Source organism: Campylobacter sp. RM9334 (assembly GCF_020138145.1).
GTDB lineage: Bacteria > Campylobacterota > Campylobacteria > Campylobacterales > Campylobacteraceae > Campylobacter_E.
Window position 1 is genome coordinate 1 of the sequence record NZ_JACGAX010000063.1, and the last position, 407, is coordinate 407.

Genomic DNA, 407 nt, shown 5'->3' on the forward strand with positions numbered 1-407 from the left:
ACAACCACATCACTTGTAGTATTATCTACACTAGGTGTATTTGTTTGAGTGTCAGCAACAAGTTTTAAGCTAGCTTCACCTTTAATATCAGTTCCAATTACGTTAAATGTAAACTTATAATCTCCAAAGTTATTGCAACCTAGTTCTGGAGTATACGCAAATTTACCATCAACAGCAAGAACTGAATCAGTTTTAATTAACTTATCATTATAAGTGATAAATACTTGCATTGCTTTAACACCACTAGCATTAATCTCACCTTTAAATAAAGGATTAGCATCTACTGTAGTTGAACCATTGCTAATTTCTTTTAAGTTATTGTGATCGCCTGATTCATCACCTTCAAATATAGATACTTTAATTCCATTTCCAACACTTGGAACAATTACTTCAGGAGTTGTTGTATT

At 31.7% G+C, this 407-nt stretch carries 1 protein-coding gene; it reads right to left on the minus strand.

The genetic code is table 11. From position 1 onward, the window contains the following. Positions 1 to 407 (minus strand): hypothetical protein (locus AVBRAN9334_RS10125; protein ID WP_336607745.1); only part of this gene is annotated, 407 nt, incomplete at both ends.